Source organism: Alloalcanivorax gelatiniphagus (assembly GCF_005938655.1).
GTDB classification, from domain to species: domain Bacteria; phylum Pseudomonadota; class Gammaproteobacteria; order Pseudomonadales; family Alcanivoracaceae; genus Alloalcanivorax; species Alloalcanivorax gelatiniphagus.
Genome location: NZ_VCQT01000025.1, coordinates 106,704 through 123,042 on the forward strand (window position 1 = coordinate 106,704; position 16,339 = coordinate 123,042).

General features: G+C 67.4%; 15 protein-coding genes. 3 read left to right on the plus strand and 12 right to left on the minus strand.

Annotation, left to right across the window (positions count from 1 at the left end; translation table 11 throughout):
* Positions 1–131: 131 nt before the first annotated feature.
* The 6 genes from FGS76_RS07300 to FGS76_RS07325 form a co-directional block, all read right to left on the minus strand.
* Entirely contained in the window at positions 132–1,121 is a 990-nt protein-coding gene (locus tag FGS76_RS07300) for an LLM class flavin-dependent oxidoreductase (RefSeq protein ID WP_138771961.1), read from the minus strand.
* A gap of 157 nt (positions 1,122–1,278) precedes the next feature.
* Complete coding sequence (locus tag FGS76_RS07305) at positions 1,279–1,518, minus strand: HP1242/YdcH family protein (protein ID WP_138771962.1); 240 nt, start codon at positions 1,516–1,518, stop codon at positions 1,279–1,281.
* A 58-nt stretch (positions 1,519–1,576) separates the two neighbouring features.
* On the minus strand, positions 1,577–2,422 hold the full coding sequence (djlA, locus tag FGS76_RS07310) for a co-chaperone DjlA (RefSeq protein WP_240692453.1): 846 nt from the start codon (positions 2,420–2,422) through the stop codon (positions 1,577–1,579).
* A gap of 17 nt (positions 2,423–2,439) precedes the next feature.
* A complete protein-coding gene (locus tag FGS76_RS07315; RefSeq protein WP_138771964.1) occupies positions 2,440–3,243 on the minus strand; it encodes a hydroxypyruvate isomerase family protein in 804 nt (267 codons plus the stop codon).
* A 145-nt stretch (positions 3,244–3,388) separates the two neighbouring features.
* Positions 3,389–5,275 (minus strand): FTR1 family protein, encoded by a 1,887-nt coding sequence (locus FGS76_RS07320; protein WP_240692454.1) that lies wholly within the window; start codon positions 5,273–5,275, stop codon positions 3,389–3,391.
* A gap of 148 nt (positions 5,276–5,423) precedes the next feature.
* The gene (locus FGS76_RS07325; protein ID WP_138771966.1) at positions 5,424–6,092 is read right to left on the minus strand and encodes a DNA-3-methyladenine glycosylase I; all 669 of its coding nucleotides are present in this window, start codon (positions 6,090–6,092) and stop codon (positions 5,424–5,426) included.
* A gap of 171 nt (positions 6,093–6,263) precedes the next feature.
* Here FGS76_RS07325 and FGS76_RS07330 point away from each other — a divergent pair, with 171 nt between their 5' ends.
* On the plus strand, positions 6,264–7,493 hold the full coding sequence (locus FGS76_RS07330) for a pyridoxal phosphate-dependent aminotransferase (protein ID WP_138771967.1): 1,230 nt from the start codon (positions 6,264–6,266) through the stop codon (positions 7,491–7,493).
* A 234-nt stretch (positions 7,494–7,727) separates the two neighbouring features.
* Here the strand turns inward: FGS76_RS07330 and FGS76_RS07335 are convergent, their stop codons facing one another.
* The gene (locus FGS76_RS07335; RefSeq protein ID WP_138771968.1) at positions 7,728–8,648 is read right to left on the minus strand and encodes a class I SAM-dependent methyltransferase; all 921 of its coding nucleotides are present in this window, start codon (positions 8,646–8,648) and stop codon (positions 7,728–7,730) included.
* A 116-nt stretch (positions 8,649–8,764) separates the two neighbouring features.
* On the opposite strand from FGS76_RS07335, the gene htpX reads away from it, so the two are divergent.
* Positions 8,765–9,661 (plus strand): protease HtpX, encoded by an 897-nt coding sequence (gene htpX, locus FGS76_RS07340; protein WP_138771969.1) that lies wholly within the window; start codon positions 8,765–8,767, stop codon positions 9,659–9,661.
* A gap of 168 nt (positions 9,662–9,829) precedes the next feature.
* On the opposite strand, the gene FGS76_RS07345 is transcribed toward htpX, so the two are convergent.
* On the minus strand, positions 9,830–10,576 hold the full coding sequence (locus FGS76_RS07345; RefSeq protein WP_138771970.1) for a spermine/spermidine synthase domain-containing protein: 747 nt from the start codon (positions 10,574–10,576) through the stop codon (positions 9,830–9,832).
* Positions 10,576–13,464 carry a DUF748 domain-containing protein gene (locus FGS76_RS07350; RefSeq protein ID WP_138771971.1) on the minus strand — a complete coding sequence of 963 codons (2,889 nt, stop codon included), beginning with the start codon at positions 13,462–13,464 and terminating at the stop codon, positions 10,576–10,578. Before FGS76_RS07350 ends, FGS76_RS07345 begins: the two co-directional genes overlap by 1 nt.
* Positions 13,465–13,622: 158 nt before the next feature.
* Between FGS76_RS07350 and FGS76_RS07355 the strand changes: the two genes are divergently transcribed.
* Entirely contained in the window at positions 13,623–14,096 is a 474-nt protein-coding gene (locus FGS76_RS07355) for a hotdog fold domain-containing protein (RefSeq protein ID WP_138771972.1), read from the plus strand.
* Here the strand turns inward: FGS76_RS07355 and FGS76_RS07360 are convergent.
* The 3 genes from FGS76_RS07360 to FGS76_RS07370 form a co-directional block, all read right to left on the minus strand.
* Entirely contained in the window at positions 14,071–14,721 is a 651-nt protein-coding gene (locus tag FGS76_RS07360; RefSeq protein ID WP_138771973.1) for an alpha/beta family hydrolase, read from the minus strand. The two genes, FGS76_RS07355 and FGS76_RS07360, sit on opposite strands and share 26 nt — an antisense overlap.
* A gap of 38 nt (positions 14,722–14,759) precedes the next feature.
* Positions 14,760–15,806, minus strand: coding sequence for a PA0069 family radical SAM protein (locus FGS76_RS07365; protein ID WP_138771974.1), 1,047 nt, complete (start codon positions 15,804–15,806; stop codon positions 14,760–14,762).
* A gap of 171 nt (positions 15,807–15,977) precedes the next feature.
* Entirely contained in the window at positions 15,978–16,289 is a 312-nt protein-coding gene (locus FGS76_RS07370; protein ID WP_138771975.1) for a DUF2288 domain-containing protein, read from the minus strand.
* Positions 16,290–16,339 lie beyond the last annotated feature (50 nt).

Genomic DNA, 16,339 nt, shown 5'->3' on the forward strand with positions numbered 1-16,339 from the left:
GCTGGCCACCGGATCGGTGGCCGTGTTCCCGGTAACATCAAGAACGGGTACTCCCTCGGGCCTGTTCACGCTGTCGCGTCACGCCGGCCGGATGTTCTGGTGGTTCCGGGCAGATCGCGCCTTGCCGGCGCCTAGAGCTCCCGGCAAAGCTGCGCGGCGATGTCGAACGAGCGCAGTCGTTTATCGTGATCGAAAATACCGCCGGTGATGATCAGCTCGTCCACGCCGGTATGGTCGCGGAAAGCCCTCAGGCCCTGCATCACCGTATCCCGTGCACCGATCATGGCGTATTTCATCGCCTGACGCACGCCGTGAGCTTCCATCGGCGACCACAACTCGTCCATGTTCTCCACCGGCGGCGGCAACGGCCCCGGGCGGCCCCGGCGCAGGTTCATGAATTGCTGCTGCATGGAGGTGGCCAGGTAGGCGCCCTCCTCGTCGCTGTCGGCGGCGAACACGCTGATGCCGGCGGCGGCATGGGGTTTGTCGAGCTGCTCGGAGGGCTGGAAGTGGGTGCGGTAAACGTGCAGCGCCTCTTCCAAGGACTCCGGCGCGAAATGGGACGCGAACGCGAACGGCAGCCCCATTTGCGCCGCCAGCCGGGCGCTGAACAGGCTGGAGCCGAGCAGCCACAGGGGCACCTTGCTGCCGGCGCCGGGCACCGCCCGCACCCGCTGGTCCGGGGTCGGGTCGTCCAGATAGCCCTGCAGCTCAGCCACGTCCCGGGGGAATTCCATGGCGTTACTGTTCAGGTCCCGGCGCAGGGCGCGGGCGGTTTCCATATCGGTGCCCGGCGCGCGGCCCAGGCCCAGGTCGATGCGGCCGGGGAACAACGCCTCCAGGGTGCCGAACTGCTCGGCGACCACCAGGGGCGCGTGGTTGGGCAGCATCACGCCGCCGGACCCGACGCGGATGCGCTGGGTGCCGGCGGCGATATGTCCGACCACCAGGCTGGTGGCGGCGCTGGCCACCCCGGGCATGTTGTGGTGTTCCGCCACCCAGTAGCGGGTATAGCCCCACTGCTCCGCGTGGCGGGCCAGATCCAGCGAATTGCGCAACGCCTGACCGGCGTCGCCACCGCGCAGGATCGGAACAAGATCAAGAATCGAATAGGCGGTCATTGGGCCTCCCGAGCCGGCATGATTGCCTCTCAAGGTTGGGGCGGCCCGGCGGCTTTTAAAGGTCCCGGTTCACTTCACCGATTCGTAGGAGCGACTTCAGTCGCGATCAGGTGCCATCTTCATCGCGACTGAAGTCGCTCCTACGAATCCGTGACAGTTAGCCAGCGCCTAGGCGTCGCAGAATGGCGTCCTTAAGGCGCAGCCGTTCCGCTTTCATGGCCTCCATGTCCTGGTCGGCGACCGGGCTCTCGCGCATTTCCAGCCCGCGAATCTTCTTGTCCAGCCGGTCGTGTTCCTCGACCTGGGCATGGAACTCGGGGTGATCCCTCATCAGCGCGTCGATGCGCGCGTGGTGTTCGGGGAACTCATGGTGGATGCTGTGGGATTCTCCAAGCATGGCGGTTATTTCCTCCTCGAAACACTCGAATTCAAGCTACTATTGGCGACCGGGCGGTTCAATGAAAACCGCGCGATTCCTTGATCATGTCATAGGCCTTGCTGATTTCCGCGGTCTTCTCCGTGGCCACCCGGATCATTTCTTCCGGCACGCCCCGGGCGGCCATCTTGTCCGGGTGATTCTCGCTCATCAGCCGACGGTAGGCTTTCTTCACCTCCTGGTCGGAGGCGGACTCGCTGACGCCGAGCACCTGGTAGGCCTGGCTCAGCGACGGCCGCGAACGGTCGGCGGCGGCCCCGCCGCCAGCGCCGGCGCCGGCACCAGCACCGGCCCAGCTGAAACGGGCCTGGGCCAGCATCATGTTGAGAATCTGCCGGAACTGCGCTTCCGGTATGCCCAGGCCTTCCGCCACCCGGAACAGGATGCGCTCTTCCCGGGGGTCCAGCTCACCGTCGGCCAGGGCCATCTGTATCAGAAATTCCAGCAGCACCATCACCATATGACGGCGCTCGCGGGTCTTGTCACGGAACGCCGCCACCGTGTCGTCCAGGGGGAAACCCTCTTCCTTGCCGCTGCGGAACGCGTCCCGGGCCCGACGGCGCTGCTCTTCGTCCAGACCCATGCGCGTCATTACCGCCTGGGCGGCGCCGAGTTCCTCCTTGCTGACCTGGCCGTCGGCCTTGGCCAGGTGCCCCATGATCGAAAACGCCGCCGAGAACAGGGCATCCTGGAGCGCTTCCTTTTCACCGGGGGCATAGGGCCGGAACGGATTGAACGCGCGCAAACGCTCCACGCCACGGTCCAGAAAATGCCCCACCAGCAGGCCGACGATCAGGCCAATGGGCCCGCCCACCAGCATGCCCAACAGGCCGACGATGATCTTGCCGCCCCAGCTTCTAATCAATCCACTTCTCCTCATAGCTACTCAGTAAGGGACCCCGCCTCGCCGCGAAGGTTCGCCAGCCAGTCCAGGCCACCGTCGGCGTCGTCCAGCGGAAAGTACTCGGCGCTGGCCCAGCCGGTGTAGCCCAGGGCGTCCAGATGGGCCAACAGCGCCGCCAGCGGCAGCGTGCCGCTGCCCGGCTGGTGGCGGCCGGGGTAATCGGCGAACTGTACGTGTTCGATCAGCGGCAAACAGTCGGCCAGGGAGGCGAACAGGTCCTCGCCCATCACCCGGGCGTGGTAGAGGTCGTATTGCAGACGCACGGCGGGATGCCCCACCGCCTCGATCACCGCGCGGGCCCGGGCCGGGGTATCCAACAGATAGCCGGGCATGTCCAGCCGGCTGTTGATCGGTTCCACGGTCAGCATCCGGTCGTGCCGGGCGCACAGCGCCGCCGCCTCGGAGAGATTCGCCACCAGGGTATCGAAAGCGCGGTGCGGGTCCACCCGGTCGCCGGGGATGCCGGCCATGCAATGCAGCCGCGGGCAGTCCAGCACCCGGGCGTAATCCAGCGCCCGGGCCAGGCCGTCACGGAACTCCGCTTCCCGGCCCGGCAGCCCGGCCAACCCGCGCTCGCCGGCCCCCCAGTCGCCGGGCGGCAGGTTGAACAGCACCAGCGGCAGACCGGCGGCATCCAGCGCCGCGCGCAGGTCCTCGGCGGGCCACTGGTAGGGAAACAGGCACTCCACCCCCTGGAAGCCCGCCGCCGCCGCGGCGGCGGGCCGCTCCAGGAAGGGATGCTGGTTGAACAGCAGGGTCAGATTGGCGGCGATGCGGGGCATGGGGTGCGATCCGGGTCGGGGAGTTCCCAGCCTACCCGCCCAGGGGTTAATGACAAGCGTGGATCGCGGTTATCGCGTTTATCGCGGCTGAAGCCGCTCCTACAGGGTAAGACTGGTGTAGGAGCGGCTTCAGCCGCGATACCCGCTAGGCGCGGGCGGCGCTCCGCCCGGAGCGCCACCAAGCCAGCACGGCGAGCACCACCGCCACCGCCTGGGCCAGGGCGCCCTGCAGGGTCGGGAAGAAGCCCACCCACTCCAGGGTCGGCCAGCCGGGCAGGTAGTTGCTGTTGAGCATGCCGGCTTCCTGCAGGGCGGCGATGCCCTTGCCGAGCAGGATCACCGACAGCACCAGCAGCACCAGGCTGGTGGCCTTGAAGAACAGGCCCAGGGGCAGCTTCATGCCAAGGCGGAAGATCAGCACGCACACCACCGCCAGCGCCACCAGGGCGGCTCCCATGCCGTACAGCAGGAACGGCTGGGTGGCCTCGGTGACCTGGGTCCACAGAGCCTGATAGAACAGGATGGTTTCGAACATTTCCCGGTACACGGAAATGAATGCCACGAAGGTCAGGGTCCACACGGTGCCGCTGCCCAGGGCGGTGTCCACCTTGCCCTTCAGGTAGCCCAGCCACTTCTGGCTGTTGGAATTGCTGTGCATCCAGAAGCCCACGTAGAACAGGATCACCGCCGCCACCAGGCCGGCCACCCCTTCGGTCATCTCCCGGGAGGCGCCGCTGAAATTGATCACCGTGGAGGCGGCAAACCAGGTGGCGATGCCGGCGAGAATCGCCGCGAACCAGCCAAAGTGAATATGGCGGGTGGCGGAGGTGGCGCCGGCCTTGCGAGTGAAGGTGAGCAGCGCGGCCACGATCAGCAATGCTTCCAGGCCCTCGCGGAACAGGATGAAGAAACTGGCGGAGAAGGTGGCGGCGGCATTCAGGCCGTCGCCGCCCAGGGCATCGGCGGCCTGCCCGAGACCTTCCAGGGCATCGGCGATACGGGCGCTCACCTCATCGGCGGGGTCACCTTCCTGGATCGCTTCCCGCACCGCCATGAATTTCCGTTCGGTGTCGCGCATCAGGCCACTGTCCAGGGCGGCGATCTGCGATTCCAGCATCTCGAAGCCGTCCAGGTAGGCGGACAGCGCCGCCGAGCGGGCGGCGGCCCGGTCACCGGCGGCATAGGCTTCATCGGCCTCGCGCAGCTTGGCGGCGCTGATTTCCACGAACCGGTTCTGGCTGAACAGGGCAGCGGGCTCGCTGCGCAGATAGCCCATCGCCGCCAGGGCGTCGTCGCCGTAGGCGTCACGGGCGTCGGCGGGGGCCTTGGCGATCACCGTGTCCAGGGACATGTCGGTTTTCAGTTCCGGGTTGTCGGCCAGGGCCTGCTGGCCGGCGGCCGCTTCTTCCTGGTCCACCGCCATGCTGCCCACGTAGAAGGCCAGCGCCCAGCGGTCCGCGTCGCTCAGGGTCTCCTGGTAGGCGGCCATGCCGGTGCCATCCACGCCACCGGTGATGGTGGTGTACAGGCCCAGCAGCGAGCGGCCCATGTAGCGGGCGCGTTCATGGAAATCCGTGGGTGCCGGTTCCAGGCTGGCCCCGGCGGGGCCATCGCCGTAGCCCTCCCGCCCGTGGCAGGCAAGACAATGGCTCTGGTAGAGCTGTTCGGCGGCGGCCATGTCCGGCGCCTGCTTGGGCACCACCGGCAGGCCGTACACGTCCACCAGGGAGCCGCGAATCTTCTGCGCCAGCCCCTGAATGCGTGCTTCCGGGGCTTTGTTGTCCACCGCCGCTTCCAGCTCACGGGCCTGGCGCAGCAGGGTGTCCTTGCCGTCGGCCTCGGGCAACGCCGCGATGCCCTCGCTGAGCAGCGCGCTGAACTCGTCCATCTCGGCGTATTCCGCCTCGCTGACGATCTCGCCGTCCTGCACCGCATTGATGTAATCCGCGCCCACGTACTCCACCAGCTGTACCAGGGCGGTCTGGTCCGCTGCCCGGGAAGCCGGGCTCAATACGAAAAGGGATGACAACAAGAGGACGCCCAGGAGGCGCCAGGGAGGGAGGGTCATGAATCCGGGTTCCAAGCACTAAAGGTGAATAATTCTTATTTATGTTCCTATTCCCGGCGGCGCGCGTCAAGGAACAAAGAGCAAAGGTGCGGGCCCCGCCTCGCCGGGCGCCCTACCCCACCGTGAACGCCAGAATCTTGCTGATGTGCGCCTGGGGCCGGCCGGACTCCGCCTGCCAGGCATTGAACGCCGCCTGGGCGGCGCGCTGGTCCCGTTGGCTGCTGGGCGCCTTGTCGATAATGTTGTGGCTCTTCAGCGCCGCCACCACGTCGCCGGTGGGGTACCAGGTGTCACGGCCGACCATGCGCAGAAAGGCGGCGCCGGAGTTGCCGCCCAGTTGCCGGCCGCGTTTCTTCAGCAGCATCCATATGCCCACGGTGTCCTCCGCCGGCCAGTCCGCCAGCCAGTTGCCCACGCTGCCGTATTCCTCGCGCAGGTCCAGCACCAGCCGGGCGTTGTGGCGGATCGCCTTCATCTTGCCCCAGTGGCGGATCAGCCGGGTGTCCTGCATGCGGTCCTCGAGCATGGTGTCCGGCATCAGCACCAGCTTTTCCGGGTCGAAGCCGAAAAAGGCTTCCTCGAAGGCCGGCCAGCGGGCGTCCACCAGGGCGTGGGTGAGCCCGGCGCGGAAGATGCGCCGGGTCATGGCCGAGAAATAGAAAGCGTCGTCGGGCTTGCGCAATTGCGCCGGGGTTTTCACCGCCGGCAGTTGGGCTTCCACCTGCTTGACGCCGCCCTTGCGGTTCACCGCCAGCGCCATCAGGTCCCTGAATTCGATCATCGCTATCCTCTTGGGTGTTTCACTGTGCTTGGTGGATCGCGGCTGAAGCCGCTCCTACAAAACCCAGCCGTAGGAGCGGCTTCAGCCGCGATCCGCCGACCGCTTCATATACAGTATTTTCACGCCATTGTAGAATCCCGGTCTTTACCCGGACCAGGACGGACAAGCTTCATGAGCGGCAAGCAAACCACGGTCAGTAAATCGGACAAACTCCACGACGTCTGCTACGACATCCGCGGACCGGTGCTGCGCGAGGCCCATCGCCTCGAGGACGAAGGCCACCGGGTGATCAAGCTGAATATCGGCAACCCGGCGCCGTTCGGTTTCGAGGCCCCGGAGGAACTGCTCCAGGACGTGATCCACAACCTGCCCGACTCCACCGGCTACTGCCACTCCAAGGGGCTGTTTCCGGCCCGCAAGGCGGTGATGCAGTATACCCAGACCAAGGGCATCGCCGACGTGACGGTGGACGACATCATCATCGGCAACGGCGTCTCCGAGCTGATCGTGATGGCCATGCAGGCGCTGCTCAACAACGGCGACGAAGTGCTGCTGCCGGCGCCGGACTACCCGCTGTGGACCGCCGCCGTGCGCCTGTCCGGCGGCAACCCGGTGCACTACCTGTGCGACGAGCAGCAGGACTGGCAGCCGGCCCTGGACGACATCCGCGCCAAGGTCACCAGCCGCACCAAGGCGCTGGTGATCATCAACCCGAACAATCCCACCGGCGCCAACTACCATCCGGACCTGCTGGCGGAGATGGTGAAGATCGCCCGGGAACACAACCTGATCATTTTCGCCGACGAGATCTACGACAAGATCCTCTATGACGACGAGGTGCACACCTCCATCGCCTCCATGGCCGAGGACCTGCTGTGCATCACCTTCAACGGCCTGTCCAAGAACTACCGGGCCGCCGGCTTCCGCGCCGGCTGGATGGTGATCTCCGGCGCCAAGTACCGGGCGGAAAGCTATATCGAGGGGCTGGACATGCTGGCCAGCATGCGGCTGTGCGCCAACGTGCCCAGCCAGCACGCCATCCAGGCCGCCCTGGGCGGCTACCAGAGCATCAGCGACCTGGTGCTGCCCACCGGCCGCCTGGGCCGCCAGCGGGACAAGGCCTGGGAGATGCTCGACAGCATTCCCGGGGTCAGCTGCGTGAAGCCCAAATCGGCCCTGTACCTGTTCCCCAGGCTGGACCCCAAGGTGTTCCCGTTCCAGGACGACGAAGCCTTCGTGCTCGACCTGCTGCGCCAGGAAAAAGTGCTGGTGGTGCAAGGGACCGCCTTCAACTGGCCCAACCCGGACCATTTCCGGGTAGTGTTCCTGCCGCGTTTGGACGACCTGCAGGACTCCATCGGCCGCATCGCCGAATATCTGGATCGGGTTCGGAAGAAATAAGCTGCAAGCCGGGGCGGGTTGCCGGTCGATGGCCAGTTGAAAGTTACAAGTTAAAAGTTGAAAGGTCGTGGCCGAGGGGCCGTGCAGCGGCCTGCGGCCGCCCGGCACGCGGGCACGGCCGTCCAGCTCGCTCCGGCTCCACCCGCGTTTTAACTTTCAACTTTTAACTTTCAACTAACGCCCGGCCGACCCGGCCTGCTTGTAGCCTGTAGCTTGTAGCTTGCTGCTTGAACCCTATTCCCCTTCTCTCCTGTACCCGTAAGCCAACGCCTTGAGCGCCGGTTCGGCGGCTTCGTCGAAACCGGGGGCGCCGGGGAGTTGGGCTTGCAGGGTGGCGCCGGGGAGGTTGTCGGCGACCAGCGTTTCCAGCCATTCCCGGCCCAGCCAGGGCGCGTTCAGGCATATCAGCAGTTCGGCTTCCGGCGCCAGCAGCTTGGGCAGGCGGCGCAGCACCTTGGCGTAGTCCCGTTCCACCTGGAAGCTGCCCTTCTGGGCGCTGGGCGGGTCCACCACGATCAGGTCGTAGCGTCCCAGGCTGTGCAGTTTTTTCCAGCTGCGGAACACATTGTGCGGCAGGTAGTGCACGTCGGCGCCGCCGAAGCCGTTGGCCTCCTGGTTGGCCTGGCCCAGGGCCAGGGCCGGCCGCGACAGGTCGATATTGACCACCCCCTCGGCACCGCCGGCCAGGGCCGCCACGGAAAAGGCACAGGTGAAGCTGAACAGGTTCAGCACCCGCTTGCCGGCGGCCCGTTCACGGAGCCAGGCCCGGCCCGGGGCCATGTCGGCGAAGAAACCGAGGTTCTGGCCGCGCTCGAAATCCAGCCGGTAGCGCAGCCCCTGCTCTTCCGCCCAGGGCGTGGCCGGTGGCTGGCCATGGACGATGAGGGTCTCCGCCGGGCGCCGGTGGCGGTGCTGACGGATCAGGGTGTCGCAGCCCAGCGCCGGCAGCGCCGCGATCAGGCGCGCGTCCAGGGCCTCCAGCACTTCCCGAGGGTAATCGTCGAACAGGGTGGCCATCAGCACCGGCTTAAACCGGTCAAGAGTCAGCCCTTCCCAGCCCGGCAAGGTCTTGCCACGGCCGTGAAAAAGACGGTGCCGGGCGTCATCGGGGGGAACCAGAAACGGCGTTAACAGGTCTACGGAGAGTGGGGACATGATGCGGGATCGGGGACGGCTCAAAGGCGGCGAGTATCGCCGCGCCCGGGCTTGAACACAACCGCCGCGCCCCCATTTGAGAACTGGCTTTTTTCATTTGCGGGAGAATTTTCGGCATGATGCGCATCGCGCTGTTTCTGCTCACCAACCTGGCGGTGATCGTGGTCGCCAGTATTACCCTCAGTCTGCTGGGCGTGAACTCCTATCTGGCGCAGAGCGGTACCGGCCTGGATCTGGGTAACCTGCTGATCTTCAGCGCCGTGTTCGGCTTCGCCGGTTCGTTCATATCGCTGCTGATCTCCAAGCCGATGGCGAAATGGTCGGCGCGGGTTCAGACCATCAAACAGCCCTCCAACAACGCCGAGAAGTGGCTGCTGGACACGGTCCGCGAGCTGTCCGACAAGGCCGGCATCAAAATGCCCGAGGTGGGCGTGTTCCCGGCCCAGCAATCCAACGCCTTCGCCACCGGCTGGAACAAGAACGACGCCCTGGTGGCGGTGTCCCAGGGCCTGCTGCAGCGGTTCCGTCCGGAAGAAGCGCGCGCCGTGCTGGCCCACGAGATCGGCCACGTGGCCAACGGTGACATGGTCACCCTGAGCCTGATCCAGGGGGTGGTGAACACCTTCGTGATCTTCGCCGCCCGGGTGGTGGGCTCGGTGGTGGACAGCTTCCTGCGCCGGGACGGCAACGGCGGCCTGGGCTTCGGCTATTACATCGTGGTGTTCGTGGCGGAAATCATCTTCGGCATCGCCGCCAGCACCATCGTTATGTGGTTCTCCCGGCGCCGGGAATACCGCGCCGACGTGGCCGGCGCCCAGCTGGCCGACCGCCGCGACATGATCAGCGCCCTGCAGCGCCTGAAAGCGGAATCCGAGGTGCCCAACCAGATGCCCGACTCCCTGGTGGCCTTCGGCATCAACAGCGGCGTGCGCCACGGCCTGGCCGCCCTGTTCCGCTCCCACCCGCCGTTGGATGACCGTATCCAGGCGCTTAACGAGAAACGGTACGGGTAAGCGCCGCTAACGCGGCGCAGTTGAAAGTTAAAAGTTTAAAGTTGAAACGCGACGCGGGCCTTGCCACACGGTAAGGCCCGCGTCGCGCTTAACCCCCCTCTCCCGGCCGCAGGCCGCGGCGCGCCGGTTCGGACACGACCTTTTAACTTTAAACTTTCAACCGCTCTCTCAATCCAACTGCCGAATATGGTAGTCCAGCTTCCCTTTGCGGAGCGCCTTGCCCAGGTCCGGGTGCTTTTCCAATCGCCGGCGCAGGTGGATGCTGCGCGCCGGTTGGCGGGTGAAAGCGATCACCGCGTTGTGGCAGTCCGAGCAGGACAGCCGGAAGCGGCTGCCCCAGCCGTCCATGCGAGCGGCGTCGGCGGCGTGGCTGTGGCGGTATTCCGGGTAGTCGCCGAAGTTCATCACCAGGGTGCCGTGGTCGCTGACGTGCTGCTGCAACAGGGTCACCCAGTCCCGGTCCGCGTCCACCGCCCGGCTGACCTGGTCGTTGTGGGGGGCGAACAGGTCCTCGATGATCAGGTCGAAGGGTTCGCCGTCGTAGGCCTGGAGCCAGGCCACGGCGTCGCCGAGCACGGTCTGCTCACCGGGCTGGACCACCGAGAACACCTCCCGGGCCACCGCCAGATGGTGGGGGTCCAGTTCCACCGCCACCAGCCGTTCCGGCGCCAGCAGGGCGCGCAGCGGCGGCACCAGTGAGCCGCCGCCCAGGCCCAGGATCAGCACCCGCTTGAGGCGTTCCGGCTCGCCCAGCAACGCCGGCAGCCACAGCAGGTCCCAGACACTGCCGGTGACCAGTCTTTTGGGGTGAAATTCAGAGTGTTGCACGCCGTTGGCGTAGAGGCGCAGCCGGGCGCCGCGACGGCGCACCTGATAGTGCACGCCGTCCTCCTGCCGTTCCCAGATCACCGCCATCAAAGGCCCTCGGCGCCGAGGGCGACGCCGCTGTATTCCGCGTCCACCCGGGGCGCCTCCAGCTTGATGCGCTGCGCGGCCAGACCCAGCTCGCCGGTGAGCAGGTCCCGGGCCTGTTCCGCCCGCCGTTGCGCCAGTTCGCGCAGCCGCTCACCCTCGACCTGCTCCGCCGCCTGCTCCAGCAATAGCCGCCAGGCCTGGCGGGCCTGCTCCCGTGGGTCCGCGTCCAGCGTACCCGGGTCTTTCTGGAGCCGCTCCCGGTAGGCATCGAGAATGTGCCGGCGGCCCTCCTCGGTGGTCAGGGCGGTGTCCAGCCCCCGCCAGCGGCCACCCAGATCATCCACCAGCTCCGCCTCGCCCAGGGCGCGGCGGTCGTCGCCGTTGCTCTGGCCAGTGAGCACCAGGGTGATGGCCGGCCGTTGCTTGAGAATGTCCGCCAGCTTGCCCAGCGCCTGGCGGGTGTTCTGGTCCGGGCGGTCCTGGCCGGCCCGGTAGGGAATGTAGTCCAGGTCATCGTCGCCGCCGCCGAGCAGGCCGGCCAGCATGGAGAACGGCGCCGTGGCCGCCTTCACCAGCACGTTGCGGATCACCCGCAGCACCACGCCGCTGACGCTGAAGTCCGGGTCCGACAGGTCCCCGGACAGGCTCACCGGCAGGCGGATCATGCCGGAGCCGTCGCGCAGCACCGACAGGCCCAGCTTCACCGGCACGTCCATGGCCTGGTCGCTGGGGACCCGTTTGCCCAGGTAGAAATCGTTGGCGGCCACGTCGGTGGTGCTGTCCAGGCGGTTGTTCTTGAGGCCGATCCGGGATTCCAGGCTCAGTTGTCCCTTGTCCACGGCGAAGCCCAGGTAGCGGCTGGTGAACGGGGTCAGGGTGTCCATGCCATAGCCCTTGAGGGTGCCGTCCAGGTCCAGGGCCAGGGGGTTGGCGTCCACGGTGCCCTTGAGGGTCAGGGTGGCGGTGCCATTGACCTCGCCACGGGTATCCAGGCGGGCCTGGCCGCCGGCACTGTCGAAGCCGTCCATGCTGCCCTGCCAGTCCTGCACCACCACCTGATACTCCGGGGACAGGGTCAGGTCCCGGTGGGCGATGCGGGAATCCCGCACCGACACCTTGCCCAGCCGTACCCGCCAGGCGCCGCCCTGGTCCTTGCCGTCGTCGTTACCGGCCAGCCGCGTGGCCAGCCCCCGGCCCTGGTTGTCGATCACGTGCAGGATGTCCAGGCCACGGGCGGCCAGGCCGTCCAGGGTGACGGTTTCGGCGCCGGTATCCACCTTCAGGCCGTCGGCGCTCAGGTTGGCCACCGACAGGAAACGGCGGCCATTTTCTTCCAGTACTCCCTGCTCGACGCTGGCGCGGCCGGTGACCGTGACCCGTGGCGTGTCGCCGGCCACGGTCACCGTCAGATCGCCGCCGGCATGGCCCTGGCGCACGGTGACCGGCAGCGCCGCTTCCACCCAGGGCGACAGGGTGGCCAGCGGCAGGCCTTGCAGTTTGAGATCCGCTTTCAGATCCAGCGGCGCCAGATGGGCCTGGCCGGAATGCTTTAGTTGGCCCTCCTCCAGCACCCGGGTGTCGCCCTGCCACTGCCAGCCCATGCCCTTTTCATCGACACGAAAATCGGTGACCGTCAGCGCCCCGTCGGTGAGGGTCAGTTCCCGGGGCTTGGCCAGGGTAGTATCGCGGAACACGGCGGCGGCGCCGGTGACCGCGAAGCGGTCCAGGCGAATGCGCCAGTCCGCCTCGCCCTCCCGCAGCTTCTGCTCGGCCTGGCGGGCTTCCTCACGGACCTTCTCCCGGGTCTGCTCCGCCCGTTGCGGGTCCGGCGGCAGGAACAGGGTGGCCAGGTCCAGGCCCTGGTCACTGAGCACCGCCCGCGCCGACGGTTCGGTGACCGTCACCTCAGGCACCGTGATGCGGCGCTCGGCGGTGTTCACGGCGACGCCGCTGACGGTCATCTCCGACAGCGTGACGCTGTCCTCGTCACCGCCCCGGGGGCGCAAGCGCAGGCCGGTCAGGGTCAGCTCGCCGTTGTCCACGGTGAGCCCCTCGCCGGGCCCGCTGGCGAAACGATAGTCGGCGCCCAGCGCCAGCACCCCGGCGGGCACGCTGAAGCGCACATGGGGCTCCAGCAGCCGCGCGAAGGACACCAGATCCACCCGCTCCATGCGCAGCCGGCCGTCCACCACCAGGGGCTCGACCTGGAAGCCGCCGTCCCAGTCCAGGGTGCCGCCGTCCGGGCCTTCCACGTGCAGCTTGTAGCGGTTGTCGTCCTTATCCACGCCGCGGGTGGTCAGGTCCTCCACCACGAAGGCCAGCGGCAGGCTCACCGTCACCACCTCCTCGCCGGCGGCATCGATCAGATCCAGGCCGCCATCGTCCACGCTCAGATGGCCCACGGTGAAGGCCGGCGGCCCGGCGTCCTGCCCATCGGCGGGCGGCTCGCCTTGCTGGGCGGTTTGGTCCCGGTTGCTCAGGCGGGCAATGATGTCGTCCACATTCAGGGCGCCATCCGCCTCGCGGCGCAGCCGCGCGCGCAGCCCCTTGAGTTCCACCTGGCCCACCCAGGGGCGCCAGTGGAACAGGGATGCCCAAATTTCGCCGTTGACATACAGGCGGTCGAAACGCACCAGGGTGTCGGTGGTCGGGTCCGCCACCGCAAAGCCCTCGGCGGTCACCGACAGGGTGAAGGGGTTCAGCGCCACCCGCTCCAGGGTCACCTCACGGCCGAGCAACTCGCCGAGCCGCTGGCGGGCCTGGTCCCGTACCCAACCGGGCAGCAGCAGTCCCACCACCAGAACGTAGATCACGTAGAGCACGGCGAGAATCGCCAGGGCACGGCCACCCCATCCCCGTGCACGCCACCACTGGGCCGGTGTCTGCATTGTGTCGCTTCCTTAACGTCGCGTTTTTATCTCCGCCGGATGGCGCGAGTCTAACACTGAACGGAATGGTCCGCCGCGCCGGCGCGGGCGCGCCCCGCCGGCCATTGCCCGGGACCGATGCTCGCCGACAATAAGCGCTTTGCCATCGGGAGATCTTCATGAGCGACAATTATCTGCTCAAGCTCTACAACCGCAGCGCCAAACTGCCCAAGGGCAAGCTGCTGTTTTCCAGACTGTTCGCGCGCAAGGCGCCCTATTTCGGCACCGTGCGGCCGCTGGTGGAAGAACTGCGCCCCAATTATTGCAAGGTCACCTTCCGCAAACGCCGGGCGGTGCAGAACCACATTGGCACGGTGCACGTGATCGCCATTTGCAACGCTCTGGAAGCGGCCATGGGGGCCATGGCCGAGGCCTCCGTCCCCAAGCACCTGCGCTGGATTCCCAAGGGCATGGACGTGCGCTACACCGCCAAGGCGGACAGCGACATCACGGCGGTGGCGGAGGTGGCCCCCGGCGCCTGGGATCATGGTCCGGACCTGCCGGTGACGGTGTCCGCCCGCCGCGAGGACGGCACCGTGGTGGTGGAAGGCACCATCCATCTGTGGATTACCGAGAAGCCGACCCGTTCATAAAGGCGGCGGCCCGGTCGGCGGCGGCCACCAGGTTGGCGTCATGGTCACCGCCGCTGCGCTTGCGCGGCTTCAGGTCGTGGTCACCGTCGAAGGCCCAGTGCAGGGTCACCGGCGCGCCAAGCCGGTAGTCTTCCACCTCGCCGCGCCGGCCGAACGGGTCGCGCTCACCCTGACAGATCAGCAACGGGCCGCCCAGGTCGGGAAAATGATCCAGCCGGGTGCGCTCGGTCTTGCCCGGCGGATGGAACGGGTAGCCGAACACCACCGCCCCGGCCACCGGCGGCGACGGTTCCGCCAGCAACAGGGTGGCCATGCGCCCGCCCATGGATTTGCCACCAATCCACAGCGGCCCCGGGGCCTGCTCCGCCACCGACGCCAGAGCGGCGCGGAACCGCTCCAGCAGTTTCGGCGCCCGATCCGGCGGCGCCTTGACGCCCTCCTCCCGGCGCCGGGCCATATAGGCGAACTCGAAACGCGCCACCGCCACGCCCCGCTCCGCCAGCAACGCCGCCATGCGCGCCATGAACGGGCTGTCCATGGGCGCGCCGGCGCCGTGGGCGAACACCAGGGTGGCGTGGTGGGGTCCCGACGGGCGGTCCCACAACAGGGCGACGGGCTGGGTCATCAGGGACTCCCGGGCAACGGCATCAAAAGAAAGGGGCGCTAACCGTCCCACAAATGCATCTGCCCGGCCAGCCCCGGCGGCCGGAACGCGCCGCAGTCCAGGGTAAAGCTCTCCCGGGGCGCCAGCCCGGCGCGCTGGCAGGCGGTCTGGAAGCGCCGCGACAGCAACTGCGCCCAGGGGCCCTGGCCGCGATGCCGGTGGTGCCAGCGGCTGTCGTAGGTGGCGCCGCCGTGCAGCTCGCGCACCGTGGCCATCACCTTGCCGGCCCGGTCCGGGTAATGGGTCTCCAGCCATTCCTCCCACAGCCCGCCCAGCTCGTGGGGCAGACGCAGGATCACATAGCCGGCGCTGCGCGCCCCGGCGGCGGCCACCTGCTCGACGATGTCTTCCAGCTCATGGTCATTGATAAACGGAATCAGCGGCGCCACCAGCACCGTCACCGGCACCCCGGCCCGGGCCAGTTCGCGCACCGTGCGCAACCGCTCCCGCCCACCGCTGGCGCGGGGTTCCAGTTGTCCCTTGAGGCGGTTGTCCAGGGTGGTCACCGATACCGCCACCGAGGCCCGCCCCTCCCGGGCCATGGGCCCGATCAGGTCCAGATCGCGGAGCACCAGGGCGCTCTTGGTGATCAGGCTGAACGGATGCCGGCATTCGTTCAGCACCTGCAGAATTTCCCGGGTGATGCGCCGCTCCCGTTCCACCGGCTGGTAGGGGTCGGTGGCGGTACCGATCACGATGGGGCGGCACCGGTAGCCGGGTTTGCGCAGGGTCTCGCGCAGCACCTCGGCGGCGTTGTCCTTGCAGAAAATCTCACTCTCGAAATCCTGCCCCGGGGACAGGTCCACATAGGCGTGGTTGGGGCGGGCGAAACAGTAGATGCAGCCGTGCTCGCAGCCCCGGTAGGGGTTGAGGCTGGTGTCGAAGTGCAGGTCCGGGCTCTGGTTGCGGGTCAGGATGGAACGGGCGATTTCCCGGTGATAGCGGCTGGGCCGGGCCGCCGCCGGTTCGTCGTGTTCACTGTGGGTCACCGCGAACCGGCCGGGTTGCCGGTTCAGGGTGCCCCGATTGGACGCGCTGGTGGCCATGGGCACGCTCTCCGAGTACTGTTCTTATGGACAGTATAGTGAGCGTGGGCGGGACTGCAATGTGTTCGTGGCCGGCCGGGTGGGCATCGCGGCTGAAGCCGCTCCTACAGGTGTATCGAAACGGTGGGAGCGGCCGGGCGGCGTTGCGCTTCAGCCTGGATGGTGGCGGTGTTAGTGGGCCCGCGCCGGCTGCACCAGCACCCAGGGCTTCACCACCAGGGTCCACATCTCCTGGTCGGCCTCGAACCAGCCGCGCGCCTGGTCATCGCCCACCGCGTCCACCCGGCCCTGGCTGCGCCACTGGCGGATCTGCTCCACCCGGTCCTCGGCGAACGCCACCGCCACCTCGATCAAATCCAGGTCGCCGGCCACCGCCACGGTCTGACCCCGGGCAAAGAACGGCTGCAGTTCGCGCCAGCCGGCGCGGGCGGTTTCCTGGTTGAGTTTGGCTTTGAGTATCGCGGTGTCGTCGGGTTCGGCCATGGGTCCTCCGGATTCAGGGGACGCCATTATGGCGAAAAGCATGGTTCCTC

Excerpts from the sequence above, each read along its gene's own strand:
- FGS76_RS07300 (WP_138771961.1), bottom strand. The coding sequence starts at position 1,121 with ATGACCGCCTATTCGATTCTTGATCTTGTTCCGATCCTGCGCGGTGGC.
- FGS76_RS07330 (WP_138771967.1), top strand. The coding sequence starts at position 6,264 with ATGAGCGGCAAGCAAACCACGGTCAGTAAATCGGACAAACTCCACGAC.
- FGS76_RS07325 (WP_138771966.1), bottom strand. The coding sequence starts at position 6,092 with ATGATCGAATTCAGGGACCTGATGGCGCTGGCGGTGAACCGCAAGGGC.
- FGS76_RS07335 (WP_138771968.1), bottom strand. The coding sequence starts at position 8,648 with ATGTCCCCACTCTCCGTAGACCTGTTAACGCCGTTTCTGGTTCCCCCC.
- FGS76_RS07345 (WP_138771970.1), bottom strand. The coding sequence starts at position 10,576 with ATGGCGGTGATCTGGGAACGGCAGGAGGACGGCGTGCACTATCAGGTG.
- FGS76_RS07370 (WP_138771975.1), bottom strand. The coding sequence starts at position 16,289 with ATGGCCGAACCCGACGACACCGCGATACTCAAAGCCAAACTCAACCAG.
- FGS76_RS07355 (WP_138771972.1), top strand. The coding sequence starts at position 13,623 with ATGAGCGACAATTATCTGCTCAAGCTCTACAACCGCAGCGCCAAACTG.
- FGS76_RS07365 (WP_138771974.1), bottom strand. The coding sequence starts at position 15,806 with ATGGCCACCAGCGCGTCCAATCGGGGCACCCTGAACCGGCAACCCGGC.
- FGS76_RS07360 (WP_138771973.1), bottom strand. The coding sequence starts at position 14,721 with ATGACCCAGCCCGTCGCCCTGTTGTGGGACCGCCCGTCGGGACCCCAC.
- FGS76_RS07315 (WP_138771964.1), bottom strand. The coding sequence starts at position 3,243 with ATGCCCCGCATCGCCGCCAATCTGACCCTGCTGTTCAACCAGCATCCC.
- FGS76_RS07305 (WP_138771962.1), bottom strand. The coding sequence starts at position 1,518 with ATGCTTGGAGAATCCCACAGCATCCACCATGAGTTCCCCGAACACCAC.
- FGS76_RS07350 (WP_138771971.1), bottom strand. The coding sequence starts at position 13,464 with ATGCAGACACCGGCCCAGTGGTGGCGTGCACGGGGATGGGGTGGCCGT.
- htpX (WP_138771969.1), top strand. The coding sequence starts at position 8,765 with ATGATGCGCATCGCGCTGTTTCTGCTCACCAACCTGGCGGTGATCGTG.